This window comes from Novilysobacter antarcticus, from assembly GCF_019802285.1.
GTDB classification, from domain to species: Bacteria; Pseudomonadota; Gammaproteobacteria; order Xanthomonadales; family Xanthomonadaceae; genus Novilysobacter; species Novilysobacter antarcticus.
Genome location: NZ_JAIEUJ010000002.1, coordinates 248,117 through 272,789, shown reverse-complemented (window position 1 = coordinate 272,789; position 24,673 = coordinate 248,117). Strand labels below are relative to the sequence as shown.

The window sequence follows — 24,673 nt, the reverse complement described above, 5'->3', positions numbered from 1 at the left end:
AGGTGACACCGGGTCCCGGGGTCTCTTGGATGACGTAGCACACGCGTCTCCGCCCCGGACCGCATGGCGGCGGGAGAGTCGCTGGGTTAGGCTTTCCGGTCCATCTGTCTCCGGTTCCACGCCCGTGCCCATCGAAGCCTCCACCGACCCCCGCAGCAACGACCCTGGCAGCGCCGGCGGGTCCGGTTTCGAGCCGCATGCGCTGGAGACCGCTGCCCAGCGCTACTGGGACGACACCCGCGCGTTCGAGGTCGATGAGAGCTCGCCGAAGCCGAAGTTCTATTGCCTGTCGATGCTGCCGTATCCCTCCGGCGCACTGCACATGGGCCACGTGCGCAATTACACGATCAGCGACGTGATCAGCCGCTACAAGCGCATGACCGGCCACAACGTCCTGCAGCCGATGGGCTGGGACGCTTTCGGCCTGCCCGCGGAGAACGCCGCGATCAAGCACCACACCGCGCCGGCGCAGTGGACCTACGCCAACATCGGCCACATGAAGGCGCAGCTGCGCCAGATGGGCTACGCGATCGACTGGTCGCGCGAGTTCGCCACCTGCGAGCCGTCGTACTACGTGCACGAGCAGCGCATGTTCGTGCGCCTGATGAAACAGGGCCTCGCCTACCGCAAGAACTCGGTGGTCAACTGGGATCCGGTTGACCAGACCGTGCTGGCCAACGAGCAGGTGATCGACGGCCGCGGCTGGCGCACCGGCGCGCTGGTGGAAAAGCGCGAGATCCCGCAGTGGTTCCTGAAGATCACCGACTACGCCCAGGAGCTGCTGGACGGTCTGGACCACCTGCCGGGCTGGCCGGACGCGGTCAAGACCATGCAGCGCAACTGGATCGGGCGCAGCGAGGGCCTGGACATCACCTTCGCCGTGCGCGATGCCGCTGGCGTCGACCTCGATCCACTCACTGTCTACACCACCCGCCCGGACACCTTGATGGGCGTGACCTTCCTCTCCATCGCCGCCGAGCATCCACTGGCCGCACATGCCGCTGCCAGCGACAGCGATCTGGCCGACTTCGTCGCCGACCTGCGCAAGGGCGGGGCGACCGAGGCGGAACTGGAGACCCAGGAAAAGCGCGGCATGGACACCGGGCTGCGCGCCATCCACCCGATCAGCGGCGAAGCGTTGCCGGTGTTCGTCGCCAACTTCGTGCTGATGAGCTACGGCACCGGTGCCGTCATGGCGGTGCCTGGCCACGACCAGCGTGACTGGGAGTTCGCCGGTCGCTACCAGCTGCCGATCAAGATGGTCGTCGTGCCCGATTCGGTGCGCGATGCCGTGCGCGAGATTGGCCAGGACCTGGGCCGGCACGCCGATCCCATGTCCAGCGCACTGGGCCGGCAGGGCTCGACCGACGCCTACGACACCGGCGCGGCGGTGCAGGTGGTCAGCCAGTTCGAGCAGGGCATCGCCGAGCAGGGCGCCTACACCGATCGCGGCTGGCTGGTGAACTCGGGCGAGTACGACGGCATGGACTTCCAACAGGCCTTCGATGCGCTGGCGAGCCGCCTGGAAGCGGAGGGCCGTGGCGCGCGCCGGGTCAATTTCCGCCTGCGCGACTGGGGCGTCAGCCGCCAGCGCTACTGGGGCTGCCCGATCCCGGTCATCTATTGCGACGGCTGCGGCGCGGTGCCGGTGCCGGAAGACCAGTTGCCGGTGGTGCTGCCCGAGGACGTCGAGTTCATGGGAACCGCCTCGCCGATCAAGGCCGATCCGGAGTGGCGCAAGACCACCTGTCCCAGCTGCGGTGGCGCGGCCGAGCGTGAGACTGACACCTTCGATACGTTCATGGAGTCCAGCTGGTACTACGCGCGCTACACCTCGCCCGGTGCGCCCGAGCAGGTGGATGCCCGGGCCAACCACTGGCTGCCGGTGGACCAGTACATCGGCGGCGTCGAGCACGCGATCCTGCACCTGCTGTATTTCCGCTTCTACCACCGCCTGCTGCGCGATCAGGGGCTGGTGGACAGCAACGAGCCGGCGACCAACCTGTTGACCCAGGGCATGGTGATTGCCGAGACCTTCTACCGCGAAGGCGAAAACGGCTCGCGCGACTGGATCAACCCCGCCGAAGTGGAGATCGTCCGCGACGAGCGCGGCCGCATCACCGGCGCGACGCTGAAGGCCGACGGCCAGCCGGTGGTGATCGGTGGCATCGAAAAGATGTCCAAGTCCAAGAACAACGGCGTCGATCCGCGCACCATGGTGGACAAGTACGGCGCCGACACCGTGCGCCTGTTCTCGATGTTCGCCGCCCCGCCCGAACTGTCGCTGGAGTGGAACGAGGCCGGCGTGGAAGGCATGGCCCGTTTCCTCCGGCGGTTCTGGCGCGAGGTGGTCACCCACGCCTCGCAGCCAGACCACCCGCAGGTGGATCCGGCCGCGCTGGACGCCGGCCAGAAGACACTACGCCGGCAGCTGCACCAGACCGTCCAGAAGGTTGGCGACGACTACGGCCGCCGCCACGCCTTCAACACCGCGATCGCCGCGCTGATGGAGCTGCTCAACCATGTCAGTAAATTCAAGGACATGAGCGACCAGGGCCGGGCCGTGCGCCACGAGGCGCTGCAGGGGATGGTGCTGTTGCTGAACCCGGTCACCCCGCACACCAGCCATGCGTTGTGGCAGGCGCTGGGCCATCCGGAAACGCTGCTCGAGGATGTGCCGTTCCCGCAGGTCGACGAGGCCGCGCTGGCACGCGATGCCGTGGTCATGGCGGTGCAGGTCAACGGCAAGCTGCGCGGCAAGATCGAGGCACCCGTCGGCATGGGTAACGCTGAGGTCGAGAAATTGGCCCTGGCCGAGCCGAACGTGGCGCACTTCCTGAGTGGCCTGACGGTACGCAAGGTGATCGTGGTGCCGGGCAAGATCGTCAACATCGTTGCCGGCTGAACCCCGTCCCCCACGCCGTTGCGCAGCCGCGCATTATGCTTGCTGCACCCATCCGCCTCCTTCAGACTGCCTCGATGATCCGACGCCTGCTGCCTCTCGCCCTCGTGCTGACCGTGTCCGCCTGTGGTTTCCAGTTGCGCGACGCATTGACGCTGCCGGCCGACCTTGACCCGGTAAAGGTGGTCTCCAAGAGCCGCTACAGCCCGCTTGCGGACCGTCTGCAGCAATCGCTCACCCGCGCTGGCGCCACGCCGGCAAGCTCGGCGGAACGCAATCCGGCGGTGCTGGAGATCAAGGCCGAGCGCTGGGGTGACACCCCGTTGAGCGTCGATGCGCGCGGCCGTGCGCAGGAGTTCAGCCTGCGCTACGCGGTCGTCTTCGAGATGCGCAATGGCGATGGCACCGTGCTGGTGCCGCAGCAGAACATCGAGCTGTCGCGCGACTACATCTCGGTACCGAACAATTCGATCGGCACCGAAGGCGAGCGCGAGATCCTGGTGCGTGAAATGCAGCGCGAGATGGCGGCCGCTATCCTGCGCCGGATCGACGCCGCCGGCAGCGTGGATACCGCCTCCGAAGATGCCTCCAAGGTGTTCCAGAAAACCACTGACGCAGCCAAGGCCGCGATGGAAGCCGCCGAAGCAATGCCGCCTCCGCCGCCACCGCCGCCGGTTCCCACCGATGACGGCACCGAGCCGAAGCCCGGCTCCCAGCCCTGAGCATGGAGCTCAAACCCGAACAGCTGGCCGCCCAGCTCGGATCGGGACCCCTGGCACCGGCCTACCTGATCGCCGGTGCGGAGCCCTTGCGGGTGCTGGAGGCCGCCGATGCGGTGCGCACCGCCGCCCGCGCGCAGGGCATTGCGGAGCGCGAAGTATTTGACAGCGAAGGCAGCCGCGAGCCCGACTGGGACGCGATGGAGGCCAGCTTCGGCTCGCCGGGACTGTTTTCCAGCCGGCGTTTGCTGGAGTTGCGCCTGCCCACCGGCAAGCCAGGAAAGGTCGGGAGCGAGCTGATCTGCCGCTTCTGCGCCGATCCTCCCGCCGACGTGGTCTTGCTGGTCACCGCCGGTGAATGGAGTCGCAAGCATCCCGCAAAGTGGAGCACGGCGATCGGCGGCATCGGTAAAATCGCCATCGCCTGGCCGATCAAACCCCATGAACTGCCCGGCTGGATCGAGCATCGCCTGCGCTCGCGCGGCGTGCGCGCCGACGCCGATGCCGTGCAGCGGCTGGTGGAACGCATTGACGGCAACCTGCTGGCCGCCGCGCAGGAGATCGACAAGTTGGCCCTGCTCGCCGACGGGGGCAGCCTGGATCTGGCACGGATGGAGTCGCTGGTCGCCGATGCGGCGCGCTACGACGTGTTCCGCCTGATCGATGCGGCGATGAATGGCCAGTCGCTGCAGGTCTCGCGGATGTTGGCCGGTCTGCGCGCCGAAGGCGAGGCGGTACCCGCACTGCTGGGCATGGTGGTGGTCGAGTTGCAGCGCACCGCCGCGCTGTCGCGGATCAAGGCTCGCGGCGGCAACCTCTCGGCCGAGTTCAAGGCGCAACGCATCTGGGATTCCAAACAGCCGATGTACCACCGCGCCCTGGAGCGGCATCCGCCGGCGCGTTGGGACGCATTCGTCTCGCGCATTGGTGCAGTCGACCGGATGGCCAAGGGCCGTGAGCCCGGCGATCCGTGGCTGATGCTGGAGCGGGTCCTGCTGGCGGTCGCCGATCCGGCCGCGGTCCGGCTGCTGGTCCACGTGGATGCCTGAGTACGGCGGAACCCGGCGATGAACCCCGCGGACCAAACGCTGCGCGTCTTCTACGGTGGCACGTTCGACCCCGTCCACTGCGGCCATCTGCACATTGCGCGAAACGCACGCGACCATCTGGCGGCCGTCATCAGGCTCATGCCGGCGGCTGACCCGCCGCATCGAGCTGCGCCCGGGGCGAGCGCCGAGCACCGTGCCCGGATGCTGGACCTGGCAGTGGCCGGCGAGCGGGACCTGCTGGTCGATCGGCGCGAGCTGCTGCGCGACACGCCGTCCTATTCGGTCGACACCCTGCGCGGCATCCGCGCCGAGTACGGCGTGGCGGCTTCGGTCGCCCTGCTGATTGGCGCCGACAGCGTCGCCGGGCTGCCGCAGTGGAAAGACTGGCAGACGCTGTTCGAAATGGCCCACTTTGTTGTTGCCGCCCGTCCGGGCGTAGATCTTGACCGCCACCTTTCCGGGCCACTGAAGGCGGCGCTGCACGGCCGCTGGACCGACACGGTGGCTGACCTGGCGTCGGCACCGGCCGGCCGGGTGCTGTGCCTGCCAAACCGCCTGCACCCTGGATCGGCCACCGATATCCGCGAGCGCATCACGACCGGCGCGTCGTGGCAGCAGCTGGTTCCGGCACCGGTGGCGGAGTACATCGTTCAGAATCAGCTGTACGTGAAGCGGCCCGGCAGCCCGGCTTCGCTATAATCAAGGCCGCACCCAACCCCAGAGCCTGCATGTCCACCGAAGCCCAAGTCATCAAGACCCGTCTCCCGAGCCCGCCGCCCAGCGTCGACAAACTGCTGGACACTGTGCGCAGTGCCATCGCGGAGCTGAAGGCCAAGGATCCGGTGGAAATCGACGTGCGCGGCAAAAGCAGCGTCACCGACTACATGGTGGTGGCGTCGGGCACGTCCTCGCGCCACGTGAAGTCGATCGCCGATGAGGTGGTCAAGTTCGCCAAGAAGCTCGACATCATGCCGCTGGGCGTCGAGGGCGAACGCGAGGCCGAGTGGGTCCTCGTCGATCTGGGCGACGTCGTTGTCCACATCATGCTGCCGCGGGTGCGCGAGTTCTACGCACTCGAGCGCCTGTGGACCGTGGGCGACCAGCCTCCCGCGTCGGTGGACGAGGATGGTGAGCCGGATATCGGTTCCGGCGAGCTTGAAACCCGCGCCGAGGACGACCTCTAGTTGCGGCGACTGTCGGTCTGGCAATGAAGGCCAAGCTGATTGCCGTCGGCGAGCGCGCCCCACGCTGGGTCGCCGAGGGCTTCGAGGACTACCGCAAGCGTCTGTCCCACTGGTTGCCACTGGAACTGGTGGAGATCGAGCCGGGCGTGCGCGGCAAGAACCGCGACATCCCGCGTGCCACCGCAGAAGAAGGCGCCCGCGTACTTGCCGCGCTGCCGCGTTCGCCTCTGGTGGTCACGCTGGACGGCCGGGGCAAGCCGTGGAGTTCGGAGCAACTCGCCCAGCGCCTCGAGCATTGGCGCGGCCAGGGCCGGGACCTGACGTTGTTGATCGGCGGGCCGGAAGGCCACGCCGACGACGTGCTGGCACGCGCCGACGAATCCTGGTCGCTGGGGCCGATGACCCTGCCGCACATGCTGGTGCGGCTGGTCGCTGCCGAGCAGCTCTACCGCGCCGCGGCGATGCTGGCCAACCACCCCTACCACCGGGCCTGATCGCGGGCCGGCGACTCTCGCCGGCTCGAGGTGGCTGGCGCTCAGGCACCGCGGGTTATGCTTTCCGCCATTCGCTACGGCGACCGGTCGTCCCTGGAGACCCATGCTTTATCTTGCTTCCCGCTCTCCGCGTCGACGCGAACTGCTGACCCGCCTCGGGCTCGGGTTTTCCGTGCTCGAACTGGATGTTCCCGAACAGCGCGAAGTGGACGAGACCGCGCTCGCCTATGTCTCCCGGGTCGCCCGGGACAAGGCCCTGGCCGGGCTGGCGCGTGTGGCAGGCGAGCCCGATGCACTGGTGCTCGGTTGCGATACCGAGGTGGTGCTGGACGAGACGGTGTTCGGCAAGCCGCAAGACGAGGCTGACGCGGTGGCGATGCTGCGCCGGCTGTCGGGTGTCGGGCACACGGTGATTTCGGCGCTCTCGCTGGTCTCAGCGTCCCGCCAGGAAGCGGCCGTGTCGGTGTCCTCGGTGCGCTTCGGACGGTTGCCGGACGCCGTTATCCACGCCTATGTCGCCAGTGGCGAGCCCTTTGGCAAGGCGGGTGGCTACGCGATCCAGGGGCTTGCCGAGGCGTTCGTGGAGCGCCTGGACGGCAGCTATTCCGGCGTCATGGGTTTGCCGCTGCACCAGAGCGCGCAACTGCTGGCGAAATTCGGTCTCGGCCCGCTGGCCGCCGGCCTGACCACCTGCGCAACGGAGGCGCCATGAGCGAGGAAATCCTGGTCAACGTCACCCCGCGCGAGACGCGGGTGGCCGTGGTCGAGAACGGCATGTTGCAGGAACTCCACATCGAGCGTGGCTGGGCCCGGGGCGTGGTCGGCAATGTCTACAAGGGCAAGGTGCAACGGGTGATGCCCGGGATGCAGGCGGCCTTCGTGGAGATCGGACTCGAGCGCGCGGCGTTTCTGCACGCTGCCGATATCGTCCGGCCGCCTGCACCCGCGCTGGCCGGCGACGAGGACCCGAACGCGCCACCGCCGCCGACCCGCCCGATCAGCGAGTTGCTGCGCGATGGCCAGGAAATCATCGTCCAGGTGGTCAAGGACCCGATCGGCGGGAAGGGCGCCCGGCTGACCACCCTGACCAGCATTCCGTCCCGCTACCTGGTGCTGCTGCCGCACACCCGCGTGATCGGCGTCTCGGCTCGGATCGAGGATGAAGCCGAGCGCGCCCGGCTCAAGGGCATCGTCACCGGACTGACCGCGGAAGGCGACAGCCACGGCTACATCGTCCGTACCAACGCTGAAGGCCAGCCCGAGGCGGCGCTGGCCGATGATGTGGCCTACCTCGCGCGGGTATGGAGCCTGATCGGCGAGCGTTCGGCCAGCGCACGCGTGGGCGAGTGCATCTATGAGGACCTGACGCTGCCGCTGCGCGCGGTCCGCGACCTGATCCGCCGTGACGTGGACAAGGTCAGGGTGGATTCGCGCGAGACCTTCGAACGCTTGCGTACGTTTGCCGCGCAGTTCATGACCTCCGCCGGTGCCGCGGGAACGCCGGAGCTGGCGCAGAAGGTCGAGCACTACGCCGGCGAGCGGCCGATCTTCGATCTGTACGGGGTCGAGGACGAGATCCAGCGCGCGCTCGACAAGCAGGTGCCCCTGAAATCCGGTGGTTACCTGGTGATCGACCAGACCGAGGCGATGACCACGGTGGACATCAATACCGGCTCGTTCCTGGGCCAGCGCAACCTGGAGGAAACCGTCTACCGCACCAATCTGGAGGCGGCGCAATCGGTCGCCCGCCAGCTGCGCCTGCGCAACCTGGGCGGGATCATCATCATCGACTTCATCGACATGCACGATCCCGAGCACAAGCGCCAGGTCCTGCGCACTCTGGAGAAGGCGCTGGCCAAAGACCACGCCAAGACCACTGTGTACGACTTCTCGCCGCTGGGATTGGTGGAAATGACGCGCAAGCGCACCACCGAGAGCCTGCAGCGCCAGCTCACCGAGGCATGCCACGAGTGCAACGGGCGCGGCACGCTGAAGACGCCGGAGACGGTCACCTACGAGATCTTTCGCGAGATCGTGCGCCAGGTGCGCCAGTTCGACGCCGACCGCCTGCTGGTGATCGCCTCACCCAAGGCGGTCGCACGTATCACTGATGAGGAATCGGCGGCGGTGGCCGAGCTGGAAGAATTCCTCGGCAAGTCGATCCGTTTCCAGGCCGATGACCAGTACGCGCAGGAACAGTTTGATGTCGTCCTGCTCTGACGCCTCCCGCCGCGACTGAGATGCCGACGCCGCTGCGCCGCCGATTGCGACTGGCCCGCCGGGGCGTGGGCTACACCGTGGGGATCGTGCTGGTGCTGCTGGCACTGGTGATCGCGGTGGCCAGTCAGTTGCTGCCGCTGGTGGAGCGCCATCCCGACCGCGTCGCCGCCTGGCTGGGCGAGCGGGTCGGGCGTCCGGTGGCATTTGATCATCTCGAAACCGGCTGGACCCGCAGAGGGCCATTGCTGCAGTTGCACAACCTGCGCCTTGGCGAGGGCGCCGAGGTGTTCGATGTCGGCGACGCCGAGATGCTGGTGTCCATCTACGCCGGGCTGTGGCCGGGGGTGCCCCTGTCGGAGCTGCGGCTGCGCGGCCTGGAGCTGATCCTGGAGAGATCCCCCGACGGTCGCTGGCAGGTGCGCGGACTTCCGGGCCAGCGCGAGGCGGACGGCGATCCGTTCCACGCCCTGGAAGGACTGGGCGAGCTTCAGGTCAGTGATGGAGCATTGACGGTGCTGGCGCCCGATCTGGGACTGGATCTGAACGTGCCACGGATTGACCTGCGCTTGCGCGTGCAGGGCAATCGCGTCCGCGCGGGGCTACGCGCCTGGCCGGAGGAATTGTCCTCCGCCACCGGCCGCGGCACCGAAGATCCCACGGCGCCCGTGGTGGCGATGCTGGACTTTGATCGCAGCGCCGGCGCCGGTCGTGCGTACGTCAACATCGATCGCGCGGAGTTGCAGCCGCTCGCGTCGGTGCTCGACCTGCACGGCATCGCCCTGCAGACGGGGGAAGGGCGGGCGAGGGCCTGGGCCGATCTGGAGGACAAGCGCCTGGTCGGGTTACAGCTGGAGACAAGCCTTGAACGGGTGGTTCTGGCAGGTTCCACCATCGCTCCCGTGCCTGGCGCCGCCGGGCAGATCCCGCTGCAGGTGATCGACCTGCTCGAGAGCCGGCTGCACTGGCAGCGTACCGATGGCGGGTGGCAGCTGGACGCGCCCTTGCTGCATCTGCAGATTCAGGGCGAGGACTACCGTTTCGATCCGCTCACGCTCGCCGCCGGCCGCGAGTACGGCCTCGTGACAGGCCATATCGATTTGCAGCCATTGGCATCGCTGGCCGTGCTCAGCAATCAGCTGCCCGGTCCGCTGCGGCACTGGCTGCTGCACGCGCGTCCCCACGCCTCGCTGTCGGCGGTCGACCTGCACGGAAGCCGCGACGGCGGAATGCAGGGCGGTGTGCGCATCGATGGTCTGGGGTTTGCGACGGTTGGCAATGCGCCGGGCATCAACGGGCTGGCGGCCGACGTACGCGGCGACGCGGAGGGCTTCAGCGCGCAGCTGGATCCGGCTGCGGCGATGAGCTTCGACTGGCCGCGCGGCTTCGGGGTTGCGCATGTGGTTCACCTGAACGGAAACGTGGCCGGCTGGCGCGGTCTGGACGGCTGGCAGGTGGGCACGTCCGCGCTGCGCATCAAGGGTCCGGATTTCGGTGCCCAGATCCGTGGCGGGCTGGGCTGGACCGGCGAGGGCGGCCGTCCGCGGATCGACTTGGCCGCGACTGTGGACGAGACCCGCCTGCCGGTGGCCAAGGGCTTCTGGGTGCGGCACCTGATGCCTGAGGCGTTGCTGCACTGGTTGGACACCGCTCTGGTGGACGGGGTCGTCCGCGACGGCCGCGCGATTGTTTCCGGCGACCTGGACGATTGGCCATTTGACGACCACACCGGTCGCTTCGAGGCCCGTGCTCACATCACCGACGCCACCGTCGCGTTCCAGCCGGACTGGCCGGCGGCGACCGGGCTCGACCTCCAGACCAGTTTCATAGGCAACGGTCTGGACATCACCGGTCACGGCACCCTGGCCGGAATCACGATCCCCGCCATCAAGGCGAGTGTCGACCACTATGACCACGGGACGCTGGCGGTCGAGGCCAAGGGCAGCAGCGATGTGTCGCGACTGCTGGGCTTGCTGCGTGCCAGCCCCCTGCAGCAGCTGAATCCGGAGACGTTCGCCGCGGTCAAGGGCTCCGGTCCTGCCGAGGTGGCTTTCGCGATGGCGCTGCCGATGGTGGAGCATGGCTCGCTGGCGATCGACGGCAACGTGCGCCTGGCCGGCGCCAGCTTGTCCGACCCGCGTTGGGGACTCGCGTTCGAGCAGGTCCGCGGTCCGGTGAGCTACACCCACAACGGCTTTCGCGCCGACCGGCTGGACGTGCAGATGGGCGGTCGCCCGGGCAAATTGTCCCTGCGCTCGGGCAAGGACGCGGTGCGCGACGCGGGCAACGTGCTGGAGGCCGACCTGCAGGCCCAGTTCGGTGCCGACACGCTTCTGGCGCGTGCGCCCGAGCTGGGGTGGCTTGCGCCCTACATGCAGGGTCGCTCCTCGTGGACGCTCGGCCTGCTCGTGCCCGGAGCGGGCGACCGCAGCGGGGATGCCGCAAGACTGAAACTCCAGTCCGACCTGGTGGGTACGGCATTGACGCTGCCCGCGCCGCTGGCGAAGCCGACTGGCCAACGACTGGCGACAACCGTCGAGACGGCGTTGCCGCTCGATCAGGGCGAGGTGCAGGTCGTCCTTGGCGATGTTCTGGCCCTGCGCGCACGCAGCAGCGGCCAGCGCACCGGGATCCGGGTGGCGCTGGGCAGCGGATCGCTGCCGGCGCCGGCACCGGCCTCGGGACTGATCGCCAGCGGGCGTGCGCGAATTCTGGATGCGATCGGCTGGGTGGGTCTGGCCCGGGCCGGGGCAGGTGATGGGAGCGGTGGCGGCGTGCCCTTGGGCCGGATCGACATCCGCACCGATCGGTTGCAGTTGTTGGGCGGAGAGTTCGGCGAGGCGCGCGTCCGCGTATCGCCGGAGGCCCGCGGCGCGCTGCTGGTACAGACGGATGGCCCCAGGTTGCAGGGCCGGCTGCAGGTGCCGGAGTCCTCCAGCGCTGCCGTAGCGGGCCGGTTTGAACGTGTCCACTGGAGCCTGCCCAAAAAAGCAGCCGATGCACCCAAAGCCGCGCCGCGCGTTGTCGCCGCCGCAGCGGACGACGACGACATCGATCCGGCGCGCATCCCGCCGTTGGCACTGGAGATCGATGACCTGCGCCTGGACGACGCGGTGCTGGGGCGGGCATCGTTGCGTACCAGGGCGACGGGCACGGGCCTGCAGATCGAGCACTTCAGCGCCGCGACGCCGGGCCAGCGGATTGATGCCCGGGGCAGTTGGACCGGGCGTGGGAAGGCCGCGCGGACACGTTTTGAAGTGGACCTGGCCAGCACCGACTTCGGCCGCCTGCTCACGGGTCTGGGCCATGTCGGCCGCCTCGACGGCGGCGAGGGCCGCATGTCGCTGGCCGCCGAGTGGGCGGGAGGCCCGATGCAGTTCGATCTGGTGAAGGTGTCCGGCAACCTGAAGGGCGAGGTGCGCGACGGGCGCCTGCTGGAGGTGGAACCCGGTGCGGGACGCGTATTGGGCCTGCTCAGCGTCGCCGAGTTGCCGCGCCGGCTGATGCTGGACTTCCGTGACTTCTTTTCCAAGGGTTTTGCGTTCAACCAGGCCAGCGGCGACATCCGCTTTGGCGGCGGGACGGCGAGCAGCGACGACCTGCGCATCGAGGGGCCGGCCGCTCGGATCAACATCCGCGGTGAAGCCGACCTGCGGGCCGAGACCTTCAACCAGACGATCGAAGTGCTGCCGCGTTCGGGCAACCTGCTGACCGTGGCCGGGGCACTGGCCGGTGGTCCGGTGGGCGCGGCGATCGGCGCGGCGGCCAATGCGGTGCTGCGCAAGCCGCTGGGCCAGATCGGCGCGAAAACCTATCGGGTCAGCGGCCCTTGGAAGGACCCGCATGTGGATGTGGTCAGCCGGGAGCCTGAGCGCAACGGCCCGGCGCCGGTCCAACCTGCAGTGAAGCCGCCGGTCAAACCGCCGGTCGAACAAGGCGCCGCGCCGCCCTCCGGTTGAAGCCCCGCCAGTCGCCCGCATATCGTCCGGGTGGCCTTGCCTGTATGCGCTACCGAGTCCCGCCGATGTCCCCCGTGAGCCGCCTCCCTGTCAGGTGGGCCGCCCGTTCCGTCCCTACGTCCCCAGAAGATCCCATGACCCAAACCCTGCAACTTGCCGAATCCCGACTCCTGCTGCCTTCCGGGCTCGATGCCGGGGGGCTTGAGCGAACCTTCGGCACGCTGCTGGGTCCGGGGATCGACTTTGGCGATCTGTATTTCCAGCACGCCCGGCGCGAGAGCTGGAGCGTGGAGGACGGCATCGTCAAGGACGGCGCGCACTCGATCGAGCAGGGCGTCGGCGTTCGCGCGATCAGCGGCGAGAAGACCGGTTTCGCCTACTCCGATGAGATCAATGCACAGGCGCTGATCGCCGCGTCCACCTCGGCGCGGGCGATCGCACGCGACGGCGGCAGCATGACCACCCGGCCGCTGGTGCGGGCCAACGCGCAGGCGTTGTACGCGCCGGTCGATCCGGTGGATTCGCTGGGCAACGAGGACAAGGTCGAGGCGTTGCGCCGCATCGACAAGCTGCTGCGTGCGGCCGACCCGCGGGTCCAACAGGTGATCGTCAGCCTCGGGGGCGGCGTGGATACCATTCTGGTGGCCCGCAGTGACGGCATCCTCGCCGCTGATGTGCGTCCGCTGGTGCGCTTCAACGTGCAGGTGATCGTCGAGCAGAACGGCCGGCGCGAATCGGGTTACACCGGGGGCGGCGGCCGGTACGGGTATGCCGAATTGTTCGCCGACGGCAAGCCGGAAGCCTGGGCCCGCGAGGCCTTGCGCCAGGCGTTGGTCAACCTGGAGGCGGTCGACGCGCCTGCCGGCGTCATGCCGGTGGTGCTCGGCAACGGCTGGCCCGGCGTGCTGCTGCACGAGGCGGTCGGCCATGGCCTGGAGGGCGATTTCAATCGCAAGGGCACTAGCACCTACGCCGGCCGCATGGGCCAGCGGGTCGCCGCGCCGGGCGTGACGATTGTCGATGACGGCACCCTGCCCGGGCGTCGCGGTTCGCTCAACATCGACGACGAGGGCGAACAGACCCAGTGCACGACGCTGATCGAGGATGGCGTGCTGGTGGGCTACATGCAGGACAGCCTCAACGCGCGCCTCATGGGCATGGCGCCGACCGGCAACGGTCGCCGCGAATCCTTCGCCCACCTGCCGATGCCGCGCATGACCAACACCTACATGCTCGCCGGCAAGCACGACCCGGAGGAGATGATCCGCTCGGTGAAGCGCGGGCTGTATGCGGTCAATTTCGGCGGCGGCCAGGTCGACATCACCAGCGGCAAGTACGTGTTCTCGGCCACCGAGGCCTACCTGATCGAAGACGGCCGGATTACCGCGCCGGTCAAGGGCGCCACGCTGATCGGCAATGGGCCGGAGACGATGCAGAAGGTACGCATGGTTGGACATGACCTCGCCCTGGACGAGGGTGTCGGCGTGTGCGGCAAGGACGGCCAGAGCGTGCCGGTCGGGGTCGGCCAGCCGTCGCTGCTGATCGATGGGATTACCGTGGGTGGCACCCAGGCGTGACGCCGCAGGCCGTCTACGGCTGGTCTTGCTCGGCCGCGTCGTCGTCGCGTGCGTCGTGGCCGGTAGCGGCCGGGTCCTCGGCGTCGTCGGTCGCGGAGCTTGCTGTTCCGGCGATCGGCATCTCGGGCAGCAGGATCAGTTCGCGCAACTGCCGGAACAGCTCCCGGGCGGCGCGTGGCGGCTTGTTGCGCTTGCGCTCCTCCAGGCTGTTGCGGACGAGCTGGCGCAGGCCCTGGCGGTCGGCGTCGGGGTACAGGTCCAGCAGCTCGGTCAGCGCGGCATCGCCCTCGGCCAGCAGGCGGTCACGCCAAGCCTCGATGCGATGCATGATCGCGGTTTCGCGCCGCGCCGTATCGCCTTTCTCATCGAGCGCGTCGCGGATCGCTTCCATCACCGCGTCATCCTCGCGCCGCATCTGCTTGGCCAGGAACGCCAGCTGGCGCTTGTGCGCGATGTGCGAGGTGATCCGGCGTGCCTCGCGGATGTGGGGGAGCAGCTCTTCGGGGACCGGCATGCGTGCCAGTTGCGCCTCGCTGAGTGCAACCAGTTGCTCGGCGATGGCTGCCACTTCCAGCGCTTCGCGCCGCTGCTGGCTGCGGCTCTCGCCACGGAATTCGCCGGTTTCCTCGTCTATGCCACGCATCGTCGCACCCCACCTATTCCGGTCGTCGCGGGTTTGCCCCGCGGCCACCGCATCAAGAACAGACTCCGGAGCGATCGCCCGGAACCACAGCCTGCAAGGATAAGACATTGAACGAGCTGCGCCCGACCCCTCCATCCAATCTTCCCAACAGCGAGGAACAGCTGGACATGCTGGCCGGCCTGTCCCGGCGGCTGCTCGACGCGGCCCGTGCCAACGGCGCCGACCAGGCGGAGGTGTCATGTTCGGAGGATTCCGGCCTGAACGTCAGCGTGCGCATGGGCGAGGTGGAGACAGTGGAATCGACCCGCGACCGGTCGATCGCGGTCACGGTTTACTTCGACGGCCGCAAGGGCAGCGCTTCCACCGCCGACCTGCGCGAGGAGAGCCTGGCCACAACAGTGGACCAGGCCTGCGCGATCGCGCGCCACACCGAGCGTGATCCGGCCGCCGGGCTGGCCGATGCGGAGCTGATGGCGACCGACCTGCGCGAGTTCGACAGCTGGCACCCGTGGGATATCCAGGCCGATGAGGCGATCGATCTGGCGCTGGCCTGCGAGCAGGCGGGTCGCGATGCCGATTCACGGCTGGAGAACTCCGATGGCGCCTCGGCGACCAGTGGCAGCACCGTTTCGGTGTATGCCAACTCGCACGGCTTCGTCGGCCGCGAGCGCGGCACCCACCACAGCCTGGGCTGCGCGCTGATCGCCGGCCGTGGCGACCAGATGCAACGCGACGGCTGGTACGACATTGCGCTGGCGCCCGAAGACCTCGCACCGGCCAGCGCAATCGGTCGCAAGGCCGCCGAGCGGGCGATCTCGCGCCTGGCGCCGCGCCAGGTTTCCACGGGAGCGTATCCGGTGCTGTTCGCCGCCGAAGTTGCGCGTGGACTGGTCGGGCACCTGCTGGGCGCGGTATCGGGCGGCGCCCTGTATCGCCGCGCAAGCTTCCTGCTCGACAGCGTGGGCACGCAGATTTTTCCCGAGTGGTTCGCCCTGCATGAGCAGCCGTTCCTGCTGCGCGGATTCCGCTCGTCCTCGTTCGATGCGGAGGGGGTCGCCACCCGCGAGTCCGCGCTGGTCGAAGGCGGCGTGCTGCAGCGCTACGTGCTTGGCAGCTACTCGGCGCGGCGCCTGGGCCTGCAGACCACCGCCAACGCTGGTGGCGTGCACAACCTGCAGGTGGCCAGCAATGCCGGAGACCTGCAGGCGATGCTGGCCGGCATGGGCACCGGCCTGCTGGTGACCCAGTTGATGGGGCAGGGCGTGAACACGATTACCGGCGACTACTCCCGTGGTGCGGGCGGCTTCTGGATTCAGGACGGCCAGATCCAGTATCCGGTCGATGGCATCACCATCGCCGGCAACCTGAAAGACATGTTCGCCGCCATCGAGGCGGTCGGCAGCGACGTCGATCACCGTTCGCACATCCGGACCGGATCGATTCTGGTCGGGCGCATGACGGTGGCCGGCGAAGGCTGAGCCAAGTCGATTGACCTGCCCACGGGCAGGGCACATGCTTTCACGAATCTATTCAGGGGGTTTCGCATGAACGTTCACGAACACGATCCACTTGGTACCCCGCCGCAGGACGAGGGAATTCCCGTCCAGCAGCGTCAATGGGCGATGTTTGCCCACCTGTCCGCGCTCACCGGCATTTTCACCGGCGGACTGGGTTGCGTCCTGGGTCCACTGATCATCTGGCTGATCCAGAAGGACACCATGCCCTTCGTGGACGACCAGGCCAAGGAAGCGCTCAACTTCAACATCACCATCGCCATTGTCACGCTGGCTCTGGTGGCGGTCGGAACGGTGCTGCTGGTGATCCTGATCGGCTTCCTGTTCTACTTCGCCGCGTTTGCCGTGGGCATCTACTGGCTGGTGATGACGATCATCGCCACCATCAAGAGCAACGAAGGCGTCGCCTACCGCTATCCGATGACGCTGCGTCTGGTCAGCTGATTCCTGCATCGGCCCGTTGTTGCGGCCGACTTGCACCCACTGGCCCGGGAGCGTGATTCCCCGGGCCCGTTTGCATTTTGCGCTCTCCAATCAGCGGTGGACGCGCTGGTCGAGCCGATCCATGCGCGCCTGCAGCGGTGGATGCGTGCGGTAGAGCTGCGACATTCGCGCCGGACGCGTGCCCAAGGCGGCCATCTTTTGCAGTACCGCGTAGAACGACAGCGGGTCGAACCCGGCGCGCGCCAGATACACCCCGGCGGCTTCGTCGGCGCGGTACTCGGCGTCGCGGTCCAGACTGCTCATCATCACCGCCGCGCCGTGCGTGTTGACGTAATCGCGGGCGAAATCCGCCGCGATGCCCTGCGGCCGGATCTGGGCCATGGCAACGTCCTTGCCGACCTTGGCGATTTCCTGCTTGCGGATCACTTCATAGTGGTCGCGCTGGACGACGTGACCCAGTTCGTGGGCGATCACTGCCGCGAGCTCGGCATCGTCGTCGAGCAGGTCGTACATGCCGCGGGTGACCAGGATGTAGCCGCCCGGAGCGGCGTAGGCGTTGATCTCGCCGTCCTCGATGACACCGAAGGTCCATGGCAACTGCGGTCGCGAGGTCTGCGAGGCCACCCAACGTCCCACCAGATTGACCCGCTTCTGCGCTTCCGGGTTGGCCCACAGCGGCGCTGCGCCCAGCACCCGGCCGGCAATCGCGGGCCCGAGTTCCACCTCCTCGGCGGCCAGCTCCTGTTCCGACTTGCCCACCGCACGGTCGGCGACCCGCATCGCGCTGTCGGCGATGGCGCCGCCGCCGAGGCGGGAGAGCAGTCCGCGCGCCGTTGACAGCGTCGCCCGCTTGTCAGCCTGGGTTGCCTGGCCAGCGCTCCCGCGCGCGGCCGCCGCATCCGGTCCCCAGGCGATGCGCACCGGCTGCCAGCCCTTGCTGCGCGCGTACGTCGCGGCGGCCTCTGCACTGACGCTGTAGGCCTGCAGCTGCGACAGGCCAGCGGCATCGTTGCGGGCCGTCCGCAGCGTGCTTTCGGTGATGCCGCGCACGCTCGCCGTCTCGGTACTCCTGCCCTGGCCGGAATTGCCGCCGAACAGGGCCTGACTGTTGGCCGCAGGCGTCTCGGCACCGGCGCTTGCCACCCGCACATCGTTGATGCGCACGTATCCACTGGCGCCGTCGGCCATCTGCAGCCGGTACCACAGGCCGTTCTGGTCCATGATTTTCACTGCCGCGTTGCGCTGCAGTACGGCGATTTTCCCGGCGTTGAAGTCCGGCCCGCTGCGCACCTCGACCGAAGGTTTGTGCACTATCGCTGGCATCTCGGCGGCCACCGCAATGGCGCCGGCGGTGAGGAGCAGCGCGGGCAGGATCGCCACGCCGATGCGTTTGCTGATGGTCTTCATGCAATTTCTCCATCGGGCGTTGGGCCCGTGTGAGTCAAGGTGATGGCGTCGGCCAGTGGCCGCTCGGGGCGTTGGTTGAAGTCCTGGCCCAGCAGGCCGCGCAGTTTCAGACGGCGCTGGTCCGGGTTGTCCCCACCGGTTTTGGAAATGGCAAAAGCGATCGCCAGTTGCGCGCTGGCTGCCGGCGCGCCGGGATAGCGCACCAGCTCCGCCTGCAGGGCATCCAGATCGTTGCGGACCCGCTCACGCAGCGCGGCCTCGCTGTTGCCGTTCCACAGCAGGACGACGATGTCGTCCAGCATCGCGGTCATGACGTGCTTGCGCTCCACCACGCCGTCGATCATGACAATGCCGTCCTCGGCATAGACGTAGCGGCGCAGGACGCGCCGATACTCGCGGCGCCGGACCTTGTACGTGCGCGCCGACAAGGTGGCGTCTGGCAGCAGGCGCAGTCGCACCACCGCCGTCCACGGCTCGGCGGCCGGATCATGCTCGACGGTGTAGTCGCTGTTGCCGTCCGCGCGTCCGCGCTGCACGCCCGAGTACATCCGGCACGCACCGAAACACAGGCTGATGAAGCCCACGCAGGCAAAGATGTCGAGGAAGAACCCGAACAACGTCAGCCCGGCGAAGGCGATCAACAACAGCAGCGCGTTGATGGCCACGAACACCGAATCCACGTCCTTGTGCGGCTGTCCGCGCCAGAACACGAGGGTGGTGAGCAGGGTCGCCAACGCGGCGAGCACGTACTTCACCCAACCTGGTGGCATCCGGATCGCGCTTCCGGCCACCAGGGCCTCGGTCGCCTCGGCGAGGACCTCCACCCCGGGCATCGCGCGATTGACCGGGGTCGGCTTGATATCGTTGATGCCCGCCGCGGTGAACCCGACCAGGGCCACGGTGTCGGTCAAGGATGGCATCGGGTGCGCTTCGGTGTGACAGATCGGGCGCTGCTCGATGACGTCTGCCGCGCTCGCATAGGGCAGTTGCGAGCGGGCCCGCCAGTTGACCCGCAACAATGGGCTTGGCGGATGCCGAACCGTTGCCGGGGCGTCATCCGCCAGGGCTGCAAGGCGCATCGGCAGCGCGGGGATGTTCCAGTCGCCCGCGTCCAGATAGAGCAGGACGTCGCGCACCACGCCGTCCTCGGCCCGGGCGACATTGACCAGCGCGCTGTGGCGCGCCATGGCTTGGCCGTAGGGCAGCATCAGCGCGACCGTTGGCCCGGGCGTCGCTGCGCCGCGCGTGCGCGGATACGCCGCGGGCGCGAGGTCGGCGGTGAGTAATGCGCGAGCGTCAAAGTCGCGGTGCAGGCGCGAGGCGGCAAACAGGAACCGGCCGTCGCCCGCCTTGGCCATTTCTTCCAGCAACTCATCGCCCTGGGGGTCCTGCGCGGAGCGATCGGCGAACAGGACATCGAATCCGATCCCGCGTACACCGGCGCGGTCGAGCCCGTCGATCAGGTCGGCGTGGCGGGCGCGGCTCCACGGCCAGCCACCTTCCCCCACACTGCGGAAGTACTCGATCGAGCAGTCGTCGATCTCGACCACCACCACCCGGCCCGATGGCGTCGGCTCGATCGGCCGCCACCGCAATACCTGGTCGAAGATTGCATCCTCGGCGGCATCCAGAGAACGCTCATGGGTCCAGTCCCACGCCAGCCAGCCAATCGCCGCCGCCGCCAGCAACGGAAAGAAGGCGAAGCGCAGCTGCAGCGTCAGCCACGCCAGTGGTCGGCGATAGCCACGCAGGACGACGGTCCAGGCGTCCATCGCGCGGACGCCCAGCGTTGCCATCCGTGTGTGTAGCCATGCCAGTAAGGCATGGCCGGGGCCGTTGCCCATCGCGCTACCTGCTTTGCCGGAACTCCTGTCCCCACCACTTACGAGGCTTGGGGGCGAAACCGGTCAGAAGCTGCGTTCGACCGCCTGACGTCCCAGGGCGGCGAGCAAGCCGGCGCGCTCACCAAACGGTGCCAGGGCGTCGTTCATGCGCGCCGCGAGCTCCTGCAGGCGAGCTTGCGAGGCCTCCATCCCCAGCAGGGCGGGGAAGGTCGCCTTGTCCTGGGCCGCGTCCTTGCCGGCGGTCTTGCCCAGGGTGTCGCTGTCGCCTTCGACATCGAGGATGTCGTCGCGGACCTGGAACGCCAGGCCAAGTGCGTCGGCGTAGGCATCCAGTCGCGCGAGATCACCTTCGCTCGCGTTGGCGCACAGGGCGCCCATGCGTACCGCCGCGCGGATCAGCGCACCGGTCTTCAGGGCGTGCAGGTGTTCCAGTGCGTCGATGCCGATGGTGGCGCCGTTGCCGGTCGCAGCCAGGTCCAGCGCCTGGCCGCCGCACATACCGGTGCTGCCGGTTGCGTGGGCGAGGGTGCGCATCAACGCGACCCGGACGGCATCGCTCACCGGCGCATCGGCGAGCACGCTGAAGGCCTGGGTCTGCAGCGCATCCCCGGCGAGGATCGCGGTCGCCTCGTCAAAGGCGATGTGCACCGTTGGCTTGTTGCGGCGCAGGTCGTCGTCATCCATCGCCGGCAGGTCGTCGTGCACCAGCGAGTAGGCGTGGACCAGTTCGATGGCCACCGCCGGGGCGTCCAGGGCGGTCGGATCGGCGCCACACAGGTCGCCGGCGGCGTAGACCAGCAGGGGCCGCATACGCTTGCCACCCAGCAGGGCGGCGTGGTGCATGGCCGCGTGCAGCCGGCCGGGGCCGCTGTCGGCGCTCGGCAGTGCCGCGGCGAGTGCCAGGTCGATCCGCTCCCGCCACTGCGCCAGACGCGTCTCAGGCATCGGGAGCCGAGGGATCGGGCAAGGGGTGGAATTCCTCCGCGCTGTCGGGATCCTGCGGGTCACTGAGCAGGCGGACGCGCAGCTCGGCCTGTTCCAGGGCGGTCTGGCAACTGCGGTACAGGCCGACGCCGCGTTCGTAGGCGGCCAGTGATTCTTCCAGGCTCAAGTCGCCCTTTTCCATTTTTTCCACCAGCTGTTCGAGTGCATCCAGCGAGGTTTCGAAATGGGCGACGGGTGATTCTTCGGGATCGGGTTTGCGGGGCATCCGTGCAGTGTCGGCCAGTGTGCGCGGACGGTCAATGCAAGGCCGGGCCCGGCCAATGACGGTCAATCGGAGCGTGGAAGCCAACGCAGCGTGGCGCCGTGCAGGTCGAGCCAGTCTGCGAACTCCTTTGCGTAGACCAGGTCGGCTACGGCCAGCACACTGTCGTCGGTGCGCATGAGCAACGGCAGGTTGGGTCGTTGCCATGGCGGAACATCCAGATCCTGAAGCAGATGCTTGAGCGAGTGGCTGTGTGTCCGCCCGGGAAGAGTAATCCGCTCGCCTCCGCGGCGGGTGGTGACATGGCAGGTCCATGGCAATACTGGCGCCCCTTCCAGTGCCAACCGGCTCCCGTTTGGGAGACTCAGGGGCTCGCGACCGTCCCAGGTCGCCTTCCAGCCTTCGGGCACGGTGTCCTGCATGGCCCCGGCGTGCAGGCCGTCGCGCCAGGCGTGGATCACCGCTCCGCTCCATTGGAACCGCGCCAAGGCGTCGGCACGCGCAGGTAACAAGTCCGATTCGATGCGCGCCACGCCGTGCGCCGGCAGTGCTGGCAATCCCAGTCCGGCGATCCATCGGCGCAGCACGCGGGCTCGACGAGCGGCGGGCAAGGTGCGTAGCGCTGCGCGTGAAAGCACTCGCGGGTTCCTGCCGGTGCAGGCCGCCAGCGCGGAGGCGTCGCCGTCGTCCAGCAGTTGCTGTGCTTCCCCACACAGGGCTGCGGAACGTGCGAACGCCGACTCGGCGCCGGGCCAGCGCGAGCGCAGCAGCGGCAGGACCTGCTGGCGCAGGAAATTGCGGTCGAAACTGGAATCGGTATTGCTGGGGTCCTCGATCCAGCGCAGGCCGTGCGCGGTGGCATACGCCAAGAGCGTCTCGCGCGAGGTGTCCAGCAGGGGGCGCCACAGCCGTCCCGGGGCAAACTCCCGCCAGCGCCGGATGGAGGCCAGGCCGTCCACGCCCGATCCGCGCAGGGCACGCAACAGGAAGGTCTCCGCCTGGTCGTCACGGTGGTGGCCAAGTACCAGCACATCGCCGCGCTCCATCAGTCCGGCGAACGCGGCATGCCGGGCATCGCGGGCCGCCGCTTCGGTGCCGCGTCCATCAACGCGGACGGTGACCCGGATCGTGTCCAGCGGGATGCCGAGCGAATCGCAGACTGAGTTGCAGTGCACGGTCCAGCGGTCGGCGTCGGCCTGCATGCCGTGGTGGATATGGATGGCGCGCAGTCCCCTGCGGCGCACGGCCGGGTCCCGGGCGAGAGCATTCAGCAGCACGGTGGAATCGAGCCCACCGCTGAATCCGACCAGCAGGGGCGCGTCGGGTCGGTCGTGAAAGGGGTGGCCCGGGATTGTCATCGGCAAATGGTGCCACGGCGTGATCGCCGCGGCCGGCACGAAGGGCGGGGCCGTTACGCCAGCGTGGCGGCCAGCTTGTTAACGTTGTCCACCTGAACCCGGATCGGAGCACACCTTGAGTCACCTGTTTGAATCCCTGCAGCAAAGATCAGTCGAGTTCCGCAACCGGCTGGTGGTCTCGTCCATGTGTCAGTACTCGGCGCGTGACGGCATGCCCGAGGACTGGCATCTGGTGCATCTGGGCAGCCGTGCGGCCGGCGGCGCAGGGGCGGTGATCGCCGAGGCGACCGCCGTCGCGCCCGAGGGGCGGATCTCGCCGGAGGACACCGGCATCTGGAATGACGCCCAGCGTGACGCCTGGAAACGCATCGCCGGCTTCGTCGAGGCGCAGGGCGCGGTGGCCGGGATCCAGTTGGCGCACGCCGGGCGCAAGGCCAGCACCTATGCGCCGTGGCGGGGTCGTGGCGCGGTCGCTCCAGCGGTCGGCGGCTGGATACCGGTGGCGCCCACCGCGCTGGCCTTCGATGCTCACTACGCCGATCCGGGCGCACTCGACCGTGGCGGCATCGCCCGGATCATCGAGGATTTTGCGATGGCCGCTCGTCGCTCGCTGGCGGCGGGGTTCCGGCTGGTGGAAGTCCACGCCGCTCACGGCTACCTGCTTCACCAGTTCCTGTCGCCACTGTCGAACCGGCGCGAGGACGACTACGGGGGCAGTTTCGAGAACCGCACCCGCCTGCTGCTGGACGTGCTCGACGCGGTGCGCCATGAGTGGCCCCGGGAGCTGCCGGTGTGGGTGCGCATCTCGGCGACCGACTGGGCCGAGGGCGGCTGGGATATCGAGCAGAGCATCGCGCTGTGCCGGATGCTGGCGGGGCACGGGGTCGATCTGGTGGATGTCTCATCTGGCGGGCTGGTGCCGGACGTCACGATTGCGGTGGAGCCCGGCTACCAGGTGCCGTTCGCCGCACGCATCCGCCGCGAGGCCGGTATCGCTACCGGTGCGGTCGGACTGATCACCGACGCCGCCCAGGCCGAGGCACTGGTGGCCAACGGCGACGCCGACATGGTCCTGTTGGCCCGAGAGCTGCTGCGCGACCCGTACTTTCCGCAGCGGGCCGCGAAGGAGCTGGGTGCGGCGCTGCCGGTGCCCGTGCAATACCAGCGCGCCTGGTAACGGCGCGGCGTGGCTCAGGCTGCTTCGTAGGCCCCGTAGTTGCGCAGCCGCTCATAGCGCTGCTGCAACAACTCCTCGACCGGCTTGGCCTGCAGGATGTCGAGCTCGTTGAGCAATACCGCCTTGAGCCGGGTCGCGATCTGGCGCGGGTTGCGATGCGCACCGCCGGTGGGCTCGCGCACCACCTTGTCGACCAGACCGAGGCCGTGCAGGCGCTTGGCGGTCAGGCCCAGCTGCTCGGCGGCGTCCTTGGCCTTGGCCGGGTCCTTCCACAGGATCGACGCGCAGCCTTCCGGGGAAATCACCGAGTAGGTGCTGTGCTCCAGCATCACGGTGCAGTCGCCGACGCCGATCGCCAGCGCGCCGCCCGAGCCGCCCTCGCCGATGATCGTGCAGATGATCGGGACCTTCAGCTCGGCCATTTCCAGCAGGTTGCGGGCGATGGCTTCCGACTGGCCGCGCTCTTCGGCGCCGATGCCCGGATACGCGCCGGGGGTATCGATGAAGGTCAGCACCGGCAGCTGGAAACGCTCGGCCAGCTTCATCAGGCGCAGCGCCTTGCGATAGCCCTCCGGCCGTGGCATGCCGAAATTGCGGCGCACCTTGCTCTTGGTGTCGCGGCCCTTCTCGTGGCCAATGATGACCACCGGTCGCCCGCCGATGCGGCCCAGGCCGCCCACGATGGCCGGATCGTCGCTGTAGGCCCGGTCGCCGGCCAGCTCCTGGAACTCGTCGCACATCACCCGGATGTAGTCATTGGTGTGCGGACGGGCCGGGTGCCGGGCCAGTTGCGATACCTGCCACGGGCTGAGGTCGCGGAAGATCTGCGCGGTGCGCTTGCGCAGCTTGTCCTGCAAGGTGTGCACTTCGCTGTCGGCGTCCACCGCGGACCCTCGGCTGGCCTGGCGAAGCTCCTGGATCTTGGCTTCCAGGTCGGCGATGGGTTGTTCGAAATCGAGGTAGTTCGGGTTCATGGGT

General features: G+C 68.4%; 20 protein-coding genes. 13 read left to right on the top strand and 7 right to left on the bottom strand.

The window, feature by feature from the left end:
* Positions 1-202 precede the first annotated feature (202 nt).
* The 10 genes from leuS to tldD all read left to right on the top strand — a co-directional run bounded on the left by leuS (position 203) and on the right by tldD (position 14,101).
* Positions 203-2,905, top strand: a complete 2,703-nt coding sequence (gene leuS / locus KZ491_RS05965) for a leucine--tRNA ligase (RefSeq protein ID WP_246606668.1) — start codon at positions 203-205, stop codon at positions 2,903-2,905.
* A 74-nt stretch (positions 2,906-2,979) separates the two neighbouring features.
* Positions 2,980-3,624: an LPS-assembly lipoprotein LptE gene (locus tag KZ491_RS05960; RefSeq protein ID WP_222564960.1), complete on the top strand. Its 645-nt coding sequence runs from the start codon at positions 2,980-2,982 to the stop codon at positions 3,622-3,624.
* Between the two features lie 2 nt (positions 3,625-3,626).
* Positions 3,627-4,670 (top strand): DNA polymerase III subunit delta, encoded by a 1,044-nt coding sequence (gene holA / locus KZ491_RS05955; RefSeq protein WP_222564959.1) that lies wholly within the window; start codon positions 3,627-3,629, stop codon positions 4,668-4,670.
* An 18-nt stretch (positions 4,671-4,688) separates the two neighbouring features.
* Entirely contained in the window at positions 4,689-5,369 is a 681-nt protein-coding gene (gene nadD, locus KZ491_RS05950; RefSeq protein WP_222564958.1) for a nicotinate-nucleotide adenylyltransferase, read from the top strand.
* A 29-nt stretch (positions 5,370-5,398) separates the two neighbouring features.
* Complete coding sequence (rsfS, locus tag KZ491_RS05945) at positions 5,399-5,854, top strand: ribosome silencing factor (protein WP_222564957.1); 456 nt, start codon at positions 5,399-5,401, stop codon at positions 5,852-5,854.
* A gap of 23 nt (positions 5,855-5,877) precedes the next feature.
* The gene (rlmH, locus tag KZ491_RS05940; RefSeq protein WP_222564956.1) at positions 5,878-6,348 is read left to right on the top strand and encodes a 23S rRNA (pseudouridine(1915)-N(3))-methyltransferase RlmH; all 471 of its coding nucleotides are present in this window, start codon (positions 5,878-5,880) and stop codon (positions 6,346-6,348) included.
* A gap of 103 nt (positions 6,349-6,451) precedes the next feature.
* Positions 6,452-7,060 (top strand): Maf family protein, encoded by a 609-nt coding sequence (locus KZ491_RS05935; protein WP_222564955.1) that lies wholly within the window; start codon positions 6,452-6,454, stop codon positions 7,058-7,060.
* Positions 7,057-8,568: a ribonuclease G gene (gene rng / locus KZ491_RS05930; protein ID WP_222564954.1), complete on the top strand. Its 1,512-nt coding sequence runs from the start codon at positions 7,057-7,059 to the stop codon at positions 8,566-8,568. Before KZ491_RS05935 ends, rng begins: the two co-directional genes overlap by 4 nt.
* Before the next feature lie 20 nt (positions 8,569-8,588).
* A complete protein-coding gene (locus KZ491_RS05925; protein WP_222564953.1) occupies positions 8,589-12,524 on the top strand; it encodes a YhdP family protein in 3,936 nt (1,311 codons plus the stop codon).
* Between the two features lie 134 nt (positions 12,525-12,658).
* Entirely contained in the window at positions 12,659-14,101 is a 1,443-nt protein-coding gene (tldD, locus tag KZ491_RS05920; protein ID WP_222564952.1) for a metalloprotease TldD, read from the top strand.
* A 13-nt stretch (positions 14,102-14,114) separates the two neighbouring features.
* On the opposite strand, the gene yjgA is transcribed toward tldD, so the two are convergent.
* Positions 14,115-14,744, bottom strand: coding sequence for a ribosome biogenesis factor YjgA (gene yjgA / locus KZ491_RS05915; RefSeq protein WP_222564951.1), 630 nt, complete (start codon positions 14,742-14,744; stop codon positions 14,115-14,117).
* A gap of 167 nt (positions 14,745-14,911) precedes the next feature.
* Here yjgA and pmbA point away from each other — a divergent pair, with 167 nt between their 5' ends.
* Together pmbA and KZ491_RS05905 are read left to right on the top strand one after the other, a co-directional pair.
* Positions 14,912-16,222: a metalloprotease PmbA gene (gene pmbA / locus KZ491_RS05910; RefSeq protein ID WP_222565494.1), complete on the top strand. Its 1,311-nt coding sequence runs from the start codon at positions 14,912-14,914 to the stop codon at positions 16,220-16,222.
* 66 nt (positions 16,223-16,288) lie between these two features.
* Entirely contained in the window at positions 16,289-16,702 is a 414-nt protein-coding gene (locus KZ491_RS05905; RefSeq protein WP_281421652.1) for a DUF4870 domain-containing protein, read from the top strand.
* Positions 16,703-16,792: 90 nt separating this feature from the next.
* On the opposite strand, the gene KZ491_RS05900 is transcribed toward KZ491_RS05905, so the two are convergent.
* From KZ491_RS05900 to tilS, 5 genes are all read right to left on the bottom strand, one after another.
* Complete coding sequence (locus tag KZ491_RS05900; protein ID WP_222564950.1) at positions 16,793-18,109, bottom strand: M48 family metalloprotease; 1,317 nt, start codon at positions 18,107-18,109, stop codon at positions 16,793-16,795.
* Positions 18,106-19,905 (bottom strand): CHASE2 domain-containing protein, encoded by a 1,800-nt coding sequence (locus KZ491_RS05895; protein ID WP_222564949.1) that lies wholly within the window; start codon positions 19,903-19,905, stop codon positions 18,106-18,108. The genes KZ491_RS05900 and KZ491_RS05895 overlap by 4 nt, the downstream gene beginning before the upstream one ends.
* A gap of 111 nt (positions 19,906-20,016) precedes the next feature.
* Entirely contained in the window at positions 20,017-20,898 is an 882-nt protein-coding gene (locus KZ491_RS05890; RefSeq protein ID WP_222564948.1) for a polyprenyl synthetase family protein, read from the bottom strand.
* On the bottom strand, positions 20,891-21,163 hold the full coding sequence (locus KZ491_RS05885; RefSeq protein WP_043958708.1) for an exodeoxyribonuclease VII small subunit: 273 nt from the start codon (positions 21,161-21,163) through the stop codon (positions 20,891-20,893). Before KZ491_RS05885 ends, KZ491_RS05890 begins: the two co-directional genes overlap by 8 nt.
* Positions 21,164-21,225: 62 nt before the next feature.
* Positions 21,226-22,518 carry a tRNA lysidine(34) synthetase TilS gene (tilS, locus tag KZ491_RS05880; RefSeq protein WP_222564947.1) on the bottom strand — a complete coding sequence of 431 codons (1,293 nt, stop codon included), beginning with the start codon at positions 22,516-22,518 and terminating at the stop codon, positions 21,226-21,228.
* A gap of 115 nt (positions 22,519-22,633) precedes the next feature.
* On the opposite strand from tilS, the gene KZ491_RS05875 reads away from it, so the two are divergent.
* Positions 22,634-23,695: an NADH:flavin oxidoreductase/NADH oxidase gene (locus KZ491_RS05875; RefSeq protein ID WP_222564946.1), complete on the top strand. Its 1,062-nt coding sequence runs from the start codon at positions 22,634-22,636 to the stop codon at positions 23,693-23,695.
* A 14-nt stretch (positions 23,696-23,709) separates the two neighbouring features.
* Here KZ491_RS05875 and KZ491_RS05870 read toward each other — a convergent pair whose 3' ends face one another.
* On the bottom strand, positions 23,710-24,669 hold the full coding sequence (locus tag KZ491_RS05870; RefSeq protein WP_222564945.1) for an acetyl-CoA carboxylase carboxyltransferase subunit alpha: 960 nt from the start codon (positions 24,667-24,669) through the stop codon (positions 23,710-23,712).
* Positions 24,670-24,673: the final 4 nt, after the last annotated feature.